General features: G+C 71.4%; 6 protein-coding genes. All 6 read right to left on the bottom strand.

The window, feature by feature from the left end; genetic code table 11:
• Positions 1 to 796 (bottom strand): hydroxyacid dehydrogenase (locus IE249_RS38830; RefSeq protein WP_229859491.1); only part of this gene is annotated, 796 nt, incomplete at its 3' end.
• 276 nt (positions 797 to 1072) lie between these two features.
• A complete protein-coding gene (gene ilvC, locus IE249_RS29170) occupies positions 1073 to 2071 on the bottom strand; it encodes a ketol-acid reductoisomerase (protein ID WP_189709518.1) in 999 nt (332 codons plus the stop codon).
• Positions 2072 to 2190: 119 nt separating this feature from the next.
• Entirely contained in the window at positions 2191 to 2718 is a 528-nt protein-coding gene (gene ilvN, locus IE249_RS29165; RefSeq protein WP_189709516.1) for an acetolactate synthase small subunit, read from the bottom strand.
• A gap of 42 nt (positions 2719 to 2760) precedes the next feature.
• Positions 2761 to 4611 (bottom strand): acetolactate synthase large subunit, encoded by a 1851-nt coding sequence (locus tag IE249_RS29160; RefSeq protein WP_189709513.1) that lies wholly within the window; start codon positions 4609 to 4611, stop codon positions 2761 to 2763.
• A gap of 236 nt (positions 4612 to 4847) precedes the next feature.
• Entirely contained in the window at positions 4848 to 8303 is a 3456-nt protein-coding gene (locus IE249_RS29155; protein WP_229859490.1) for a putative bifunctional diguanylate cyclase/phosphodiesterase, read from the bottom strand.
• Positions 8304 to 8691: 388 nt separating this feature from the next.
• The coding region (locus tag IE249_RS38825) for an NAD(P)-dependent oxidoreductase (protein ID WP_268249727.1) at positions 8692 to 9188 on the bottom strand (497 nt) is incomplete at its 5' end.

Genomic DNA, 9188 nt, shown 5'->3' with positions numbered 1-9188 from the left:
CGGTGCACGGCTCCTTCGCGTACACGTCCAGGCCGGCGCCGGCGACGCGGCCCTCCTTGAGCGCCGAGTACAGCGCCTCCTCGTCGACGATGCCGCCGCGCGCGGCGTTGACGATGCGCACGCTCGGCTTGACCTTGCGCAGCGCCTCGTCGCCGATCAGGCCGAGGGTCTCGGGGGTCTTGGGCAGGTGGACGGTGATGAAGTCGGAGACCTCGAGCAGCTCGTCCAGGGTCAGCACCTTGACGCCCATCTGGGCGGCCCGCGCGGGCTGGACGTAGGGGTCGTAGGCGACGACCTTCATGCCGAAGGCGGACATGCGCTGGGCGACGAGCGCGCCGATGCGGCCGAGGCCGACCACGCCGAGCGTCTTCTCCGCCAGTTCCACGCCCGTGTACTTGCTGCGCTTCCACTCGGCGTTCTTCAGCGCGGCGTTGGCCTGCGGGATGTTGCGCGCGGTGGCGAGGATCAGACCGCAGGCCAGCTCGGCGGCGGTCACGATGTTGGAGGTCGGGGCGTTGACGACCATCACGCCGGCCTTGGTGGCGGCGGAGACGTCGACGTTGTCCAGGCCGACGCCGGCCCGTGCGACGACCTTGAGCTTGTTCGCGGCGGCGATGGCCTCGGCGTCGACCTTGGTGGCCGAGCGGATGAGGATCGCGTCCACGTCGGCGATGGCGGGGAGCAGTTCGGCGCGGTCGGCGCCGTTGCAGTGCCGGATCTCGAAGTCCGGGCCGAGCGCGTCGACGGTCGCGGGCGACAGCTCTTCAGCGATGAGTACGACGGGTTTCGAGCTCACGTGAGTCCTCACAAGTCCAATGCGGACGGCCGTCCCGACGGCCGCTGGCGGAGGGGTGCTAGCCGCGTGGAAGACGCACGACGCTGTGGGCCTGACGCGTTGTTGTGCAGCAGTGTAGTGGCGTCGCGAGCGCCGTATTGCGCCGCTGCGGAAGGATCACCCGTCCGTGGCTGGACGGGGTGGACAACGCCGCGAATCCACCGTGAACTCCGACGTTACCCCGGGTTCGCCGAAGAGGCCGGGGCGTTCGCCGCCCCGGCCTCTTCGGCGTGAGGCCTACGCCTCCTCGTTGACCCAGCTCATGAGCTTGCGCAGCTCCTTGCCGGTGGTCTCCAGCAGGTGCTCGGAGTCCTGCTGCTTGTACTCGTTGTACTTCTTCAGGCCGCCGTGGTACTCGTCCATCCAGTTGCGGGCGAAGGAGCCGTCCTGGATCTCGGCGAGGACCTGCTTCATCTCGGCCTTGGTGGCGTCGGTGATGATGCGCGGGCCGGTGACGTAGTCGCCCCACTCGGCGGTCTCGGAGATCGACCAGCGCATCTTCTCCAGGCCGCCCTCGTACATGAGGTCCACGATCAGCTTCAGCTCGTGCAGGCACTCGAAGTAGGCGATCTCCGGCTGGTAGCCCGCCTCGACGAGGGTCTCGAAGCCCGCCTTCACCAGCGCGGCGGTGCCGCCGCACAGCACGGCCTGCTCGCCGAACAGGTCGGTCTCGGTCTCCTCGGTGAAGGTGGTCTTGATGACGCCGGCGCGGGTGCCGCCGATGCCCTTGGCGTACGACAGGGCCAGCGCGAAGGCGTTGCCGGAGGCGTCCTGCTCGACGGCCACGATGCACGGAACGCCGCGGCCCTCCTCGTACTGGCGGCGCACCAGGTGGCCCGGGCCCTTGGGGGCGACCATGCAGACGTCCACGCCGGCCGGGGGCTTGATGAAGCCGAAGCGGATGTTGAAGCCGTGGCCGAAGAACAGCGCGTCGCCGTCCTTCAGGTTCGGGGCGATGGACTCCTCGTAGACCTGGGACTGGATCGGGTCCGGCACCAGGATCATGATGACGTCGGCCTCGGCGGCGGCCTCGGCGGCCGTCACCACGCGCAGGCCCTGCTCCTCGGCCTTGGCCCGGGACTTGGAGGCCTCGGGCAGACCGACCCGCACGTCGACACCGGAGTCGCGCAGCGACAGCGCGTGGGCGTGGCCCTGGCTGCCGTAGCCGATGACCGCGACCTTGCGGCCCTGGATGATGGACAGGTCGGCGTCAGCGTCGTAGAACAGCTCGGCCACTTTGGGTTCTCTCCTTGGAGTGCGGGTTGTGCGTCCCACCGTATGCCGGTGAGGGGAAGGGAGGTTTCGGGGTCTCGGTATACGGGCGGCCGTGTCACCCGGCCGCCCGAAGGGGACCGCTATGCCGAACGGTCGAGGGCGCGCAGCGACCGGTCGGTGATCGAACGGGCGCCGCGGCCGATGGCGATCGTGCCGGACTGGACCAGCTCCTTGATGCCGAACGGCTCGAGCATCTTGAGCATGGCCGAGAGCTTGTCGCTGCTGCCGGTGGCCTCGATCGTCACCGCCTCCGGGGAGACGTCGACGGTCTTGGCGCGGAACAGCTGGACGATCTCGACGATCTGGGAGCGCGTCTCGTTGTCGGCGCGCACCTTCACCAGGACGAGTTCGCGCTGCACGGCCTGCGAGGGCTCCAGCTCGACGATCTTGAGCACGTTGACGAGCTTGTTGAGCTGCTTGGTCACCTGTTCCAGCGGCAGGTCCTCGACGCTGACCACGATGGTGATGCGGGAGATGTCGGGGTGCTCGGTGACGCCGACCGCGAGGGAGTCGATGTTGAACCCGCGGCGGGAGAACAGGGCGGCGATCCGGGCCAGGATGCCGGGGGTGTTCTCGACCAGGACCGAGAGCGTGTGCTTGGTGGACATGACGGTCGTACCTTCCTGAAGTCCTCGGGTGTCCCGGCGCTCTCAGTCGTCCTCGTTGTCGCCGAAGTCGGGGCGGACGTCCCGGGCGGCCATGATCTCGTCGTTGGAGGTGCCGGCGGCGACCATCGGCCACACCATGGCGTCCTCGTGGACGATGAAGTCGACGACGACCGGGCGGTCGTTGATGGAGTTCGCCTCCTCGATGACCTTGTCCAGGTCGTCCGGGGACTCGCAGCGGATGGCGTAGCAGCCCATGGCCTCCGACAGCTTCACGAAGTCGGGGACGCGGGTGCCGGCGCCCTTCCCGGTGTCGCCGGGACCCGAGTGCAGCACCGTGTTGCTGTACCGCTGGTTGTAGAACAGGGTCTGCCACTGGCGGACCATCCCGAGGGCGCCGTTGTTGATGATGGCGACCTTGATCGGGATGTTGTTCAGGGCGCAGGTGGTGAGCTCCTGGTTGGTCATCTGGAAGCAGCCGTCGCCGTCGATCGCCCAGACCGCCCGGTCGGGCCGGCCGGCCTTGGCGCCCATCGCGGCCGGGACCGCGTAGCCCATGGTTCCGGCGCCGCCGGAGTTCAGCCAGGTGGCGGGCTGCTCGTACTGCACGAAGTGCGCCGCCCACATCTGGTGCTGGCCGACGCCCGCCGCGAAGATCGTGCCCTCGGGAGCGAGCTGCCCGATCCGCTGGATGACCTGCTGCGGGGAGAGGGAGCCGTCCTCGGGCTGGTCGTAGCCGAGCGGGTAGGTCTCGCGCCAGCGGCTGAGGTCCTTCCACCAGGCGGTGTAGTCGCCCTTGTGGCCCTCGCTGTGCTCCTTCTGGACGGCCTGGATGAGGTCGGCGAGGACCTCGCGGGCGTCGCCGACGATCGGCACGTCGGCGGCGCGGTTCTTGCCGATCTCGGCCGGGTCGATGTCGGCGTGGACGATCTTGGCGTACGGGGCGAAGCTGTCCAGCTTGCCGGTGACGCGGTCGTCGAAGCGGGCTCCGAGGGCGACGATCAGGTCGGCCTTCTGCAGCGCGGTGACGGCGGTGACCGCACCGTGCATGCCCGGCATTCCCACGTGCAGCGGGTGGCTGTCGGGGAATGCGCCGAGCGCCATCAGTGTGGTGGTGACGGGCGCTCCGGTGAGTTCCGCGAGGACCTTCAGCTCGGCGGTGGCGCCGGCCTTGATCACACCGCCGCCGACGTACAGGACGGGGCGGCGGGCGGAGGTGATGAGCTTGGCCGCCTCGCGGATCTGCTTGGCGTGCGGCTTGGTGACGGGCCGGTAGCCCGGCAGGTCCATCACCGGTGGCCAGGAGAAGGTGGTCCTCGCCTGGAGGGCGTCCTTGGCGATGTCGACCAGGACCGGGCCGGGGCGGCCGGTGGAGGCGATGTGGAACGCCTGCGCGATCACCCGCGGGATGTCCTCGGCGTTGGTGACCAGGAAGTTGTGCTTGGTGATCGGCATGGTGATGCCGACGATGTCCGCCTCCTGGAAGGCGTCCGTGCCGATCGAGGAGGACGCCACCTGGCCGGTGATCGCGACCAGCGGGACGGAGTCCATGTGGGCGTCGGCGATCGGGGTGACCAGGTTGGTGGCGCCGGGTCCCGAGGTGGCCATGCAGACGCCGACCTTGCCGGTGGCCTGCGCGTAGCCGGTGGCGGCGTGGCCGGCGCCCTGCTCGTGCCGGACCAGCACGTGGCGCACCCGCGAGGAGTCCATCAGCGGGTCGTACGCCGGAAGGATCGCACCACCGGGAATGCCGAATACGGTGTCGGCGCCGACCTCCTCGAGAGAGCGAATGAGGGACTGCGCACCCGTGACGTGCTCGGGAGCGGAGTGGTGTCCTCCGGATCGGGGCCGCGGCTGCGGGTGATGGGCCCCGGTGGCCTGCTCGGTCATCGGCATTCTCTTCTCGATGCTGAGGGTTTTTGCGAGGTTTGTACGGTGTGCGATGCCGCACGGAGGGTGCCCGTGCAACAAAAAACCCCTCGTGCCGTTAGGCAAGCGAGGGGAGCGCGCCGGTGAGGGTCGCTGGGGATTCCGGATGCCCTCCGGTGGGTCCCAGCTCAGCCGACGCGCTGTCCAAGTACGAGAATTCGGGTGCGCATGGAACTGACCCTCCCCCCGGCACGCACTCACTGTCAAGTGGGTGGGACGGGAGTCTCAGCATGTGAGCGGAGTGCCGTCCCGCCGCCGAGGACCGCGGCCACGCCGGCCGACGGGATCCCGCCCGCGGGCACCGCCCCCGCCCCCATCCCCCCTGCGGGAATCGCCCCCGACGAGAGCCCGCCCGCCGGGACGCCGGAGCCGGAGACCCCGCCGGCGCAGACCCCCGCGCCGCCCACGGCGAAGGCCGGTTCGACCGGTCCGTGCGGCACCGGGTAGTGGCCGGATGTGAGCGCCCGGCGCAGCCGGTACTCGTCCAGCGGGCCGGCGAAGGCCATGCCCTGGCCGTGGGTGCAGCCCATCGCGCGCAGCGCGACGACCTGCTCCGGCAGGTCCACCCCGTCGGCCACGGACTGCATACCGAGGTCGCCCGCGATGCGCAGCAGTCCGCTGGTGATCTTGTGCAGCCGGGCCGACTCGACGACGCCCTCGACCAGCGAGCGGTCGATCCTGAGCACGTCGGCGGGGAGCCTGCGCAGGGCCGTGAGAGCGCCGTGGCCGTTGCCGAAGCCGTCCAGCGCCACGCGCACGCCGAGCCTTCTGAGCGCGGCCAGGCGCCGCTCCAGCTCGTCCAGCGGGGACCGCGGGTCGATGTCGGACAGTTCGAGCACCAGCGCCCCGGACGGCAGCCCGTGCCGGGTCAGCAGGGACTCCACGAAGCCCGGTGGCAGCGAGCGGTCCAGCAGCCGGCGGGCCGCCGTCCGGACCACGACGGGGACGGTCAGGCCGGTCGCGGCGCGCTCCGCGGCCTGCTCGACGGCCTCCTCCAGCACCCAGCGGCACAGTTCGGCCGTGCGGTCGCTGTCCTCGGCCACCCGCAGGAACTCGGCGGGCGTGAAGAGCACCCCTTGGGAGGAGCGCCAGCGCGCCTGGGCGGCGACCGACGTGATCCGGCCGCCGGACAGGCACACCACCGGCTGGTGCAGCAGGGTGAACTCCCCGTCGTGCAGCGCCGACCGCAGCCGGGTGGCCAGCTCCGCCTTGCGTACGACGTCCTGCTGCATCTGCGGCTTGTAGAGCTCGACCCGGCCCTTGCCGGCCGCCTTGGCGCGGTACATGGCGAGATCGGCGTTGCGCAGCAACTCCCCCGCGCCGAGGCCCGGTTCGGCGAACGCAACGCCGATGGACGCGGCGACCCGGACATCGTTGCCGTCGATGACGTAGGGCTGCGAGAGGGTGAGCCTGAGGCGGTCGGCGAGCTCCAGGATGTGCCCCTCGCGGGCGGCGCGGTCGCGGTTGCCGTCCCCGACGATCAGGGCCGCGAACTCGTCGCCGCCCAGCCGGGAGGCGGTGTCCCCGTGCCGGACCGCCTCCTGGAGTCTGCGGGCGGCCTGGACGAGCAGCTCGTCCCCGGCCTGGTGCCCGATCGTGTCGTTGACGGCCTTGAAGCCGTCCAGGTCGATGAAGAGGACGGCCGTGCCGTGGTCGGTGCTGCGTCGGCCGGACAGGGCCTGCTGCACGCGCTTGGTGAACAGCGCGCGGTTGGGCAGGTCGGTGAGCGGGTCGTGCTCGGCGTTGTGCTGGAGCTGCGCCTGCAGGCGCACCCGCTCGGTGACGTCCCGGCTGTTGAAGATCAGGCCGCCGTGGTGACGGTTGATGGTCGACTCCACGTTGAGCCAGCCGCCGTCGCCCGAGCGGAAGCGGCACTCGATGCGGGTGGTCGGCTCCTCGTGCGGCCCGGCCACGAGGAAGCGGCGCACCTCGTGGACCACGCAGCCCAGGTCCTCCGGGTGGATGAGGCCGGCCAGTTCCCTGCCGACCAGTTCCTCGGCGGGCCGCCCGTACACCCCGGCGGCGGCCGGGGAGACGTATCTGAGGATGCCGTTGGGCGCGGCGATCATGATGACGTCGCTGGAGCCCTGGACCAGGGAGCGGAAGTGGTTCTCCTGCTGGGCCAGCTCCTGGGCGAGGCCGATGTTGTCGAGCAGCATGATTCCCTGGCGCACCACGAGCGCCAGCACCACTGCGCCGGCGGTGATCAGCACCACGCGGTCCACGCTGTGGCCGTTGAGCACGTTGTAGAGGATTCCGAGCGTGCACACGGCGGCGGCCAGGTAGGGCGTGAGGGCGGCGAGCGATCCGGACACGGGGCGCCCGGCCGGGTACCGCTCCTGATCGGCGCCCTGCGGGGCGGGGGTCGCGGCCGGGCGGGGGTCTGCGCGGCGGACGCCCGGACGGTGCTGCCCGGGGACCCGCTCACGGTGCGCGCGGGCGCGACCCTTCCGGTCACCGGCGGCGACGGGATCCTGGCCGAACGGCTCGTGGTCACCCGCGCCATGACCGGCCGGCTCGTGGCCGAACGGCTCGTGGCCGAACGGCTCGTGGTCACCCGCGCCATGACCGTCGGGTTCGTGACCGGAAGGACCGCAGCCGAACGGTACGTGGCCACCCGAGCCGTGACCGGCCGGCCCATGACCGGCCGGCCCATGACCGGCCGGCTCGAAGCCGAACGGCTCGTGGGCGAAGGCCTCGTCGCCGAACGGCACTCGGCCACCCGACTCGTGGCCGTGCGGTTCGTCGTCGGTCGTCGTGTGGGCGTCGGTCTCGTAGCGGCACGGGGCGGGGCGTTCCCTGGACGGGGCGGTGGCGCGGGGGGCGGCCCAGGGGGCGTAGGCCAGGAGGAGGGAGCCGGCGAACCAGCCCGCGTCGAGCAACTGGCCCGAGTGGTAGTTGTTGTGCAGCAGCGGCGAGGTGAACAGCGCGTCGCTGACCACGGTCAGGCCGAGCCCGCCGATGGCGGTGTTCACGGCGGTGCGGTTGACCGGGGAGCGCCGGAAGTGCAGTGCGAGCACCATGCTGACCAGGGCGATGTCCAGCAGTGGGTAGGCGAGCGACAGCGCGGTGTGCGCGACGCTCGGGCCGTCGAACTTGGCCGCCTGGGCGAGGGCGAGGCTCCACGACAGCGTGAGCAGCGAGCCCCCGATCAGCCAGGCGTCCAGCGCCAGGCACACCCAGCCCGCCCTGTTGGTGGGACGTTTGGCGAGCACCAGCAGTCCGACGATGGCCGGCGGCGCGAAGCACAGGAAGAACAGGTCGGCGTAGCTGGGGCTGGGCACGGCGGTGCGGAGGACCACCTCGTACCACCCCCAGACCGCGTTGCCGAGGGCCGCCATCGTCGAGGAGAGGGCGAACAGCAGCCAGGCGGTTCGAAACCGGACCCCGTGGCTTCGCGCGTACAGGGCGCAGGAGACGGCCGCGGTGCCGGCCGCGAGGGTCAGCCCGAAGTCACCCATGATCAGCGCAACCTCGTTCGAACCCCAGCCGCATGCGGAACCGACGGCGTATCCGGCGCACACCAGGGCCAGGGCGAGCTGGGGGGCCGCTGGCCGCCGGTCGGTGGCGGCCGCGGGCGTGAGCGGCCGCGTGCCGCGCGAGGGGCGGCCGCGCAGGGCTCCGGCCGGCGTGGTCACGGCGGACGGGGGCAGGCTCACCGGTCCCTCCCGGTCCGCGCCGCCGGGTCCCGCGGGTCCCGGTGCGCCGTGTGCGCGTGCCTTCTGCGGCCGGTGGGCCTGCGATGGTGATGATGGTGCTGGTGATGGCTGTTGTGGTGGCCGCGTCCGCGCGCGGCCGTGCGCCAGGGCCTCCGGTGGCGGCCCCGCCGCGTCGGATCGGTCGTCCATAGGCCGTGCATCGCCTGTCGCCCCCCTCGCGGTCTGACATGTCCGTCCCCGGCGCCGAACGGTCAACGGCGCAGCCCCTGTCGGGGACGATACACCAGTCTCGTCACTCAGGGACATAGTTCCTCTACGCTCCGTGACGACCAGCGCATATGCGGGTACGCCCCGCATCCGCGGGATCGCGGACCGTACCCGAAGCGGACTACACGCCTTCCGCGCCCGTCGTCAGAATCACGTTCGCGAGCGGCTCCTGGTTCACGAACCGGCGCAACTGCTCGGCCACCAGCCGCTTGGCGCGGGGCAGGAACGCGGACGTGGGACCGCCGACGTGCGGGCTGATCAGCACGCCGGGCGCGTGCCACAAGGGGTGTCCCGGGGGCAGCGGCTCGGGGTCGGTGACGTCGAGGGCGGCGGTGAGCCGGCCGCTCTCCACCTCGGTGAGCAGGGCCTTGGTGTCGACGACGGGCCCGCGGGCCACGTTCACCAGGAGCGCGCCGTCCTTCATCCGGCCGAGGAAGTCCGCGTTCACCAGGCCCCGGGTGGCCTCCGTCAGGGGCGTGGAGAGGACGACGACGTCGGCCTGGGGCAGCAGGGAGGGCAGATCGGTGAGCGGATGCACCGGACCGCGCGCCGTGGTGCGCGGGGAGCGCGCCACGCGCGCCACCCGCGCGAGCTCGAAGGGCGCGAGCCGGTCCTCGA

Origin of the sequence: Streptomyces anandii JCM 4720 (genome assembly GCF_014650655.1) — a bacterium.
Taxonomy (GTDB): Bacteria; Actinomycetota; Actinomycetes; order Streptomycetales; family Streptomycetaceae; genus Streptomyces; species Streptomyces anandii.
This window is presented reverse-complemented; position numbering and strand designations above follow the sequence as displayed.

Excerpts from the sequence above, each read along its gene's own strand:
- ilvN (WP_189709516.1), bottom strand. The coding sequence starts at position 2,718 with ATGTCCACCAAGCACACGCTCTCGGTCCTGGTCGAGAACACCCCCGGC.
- IE249_RS29160 (WP_189709513.1), bottom strand. The coding sequence starts at position 4,611 with ATGCCGATGACCGAGCAGGCCACCGGGGCCCATCACCCGCAGCCGCGG.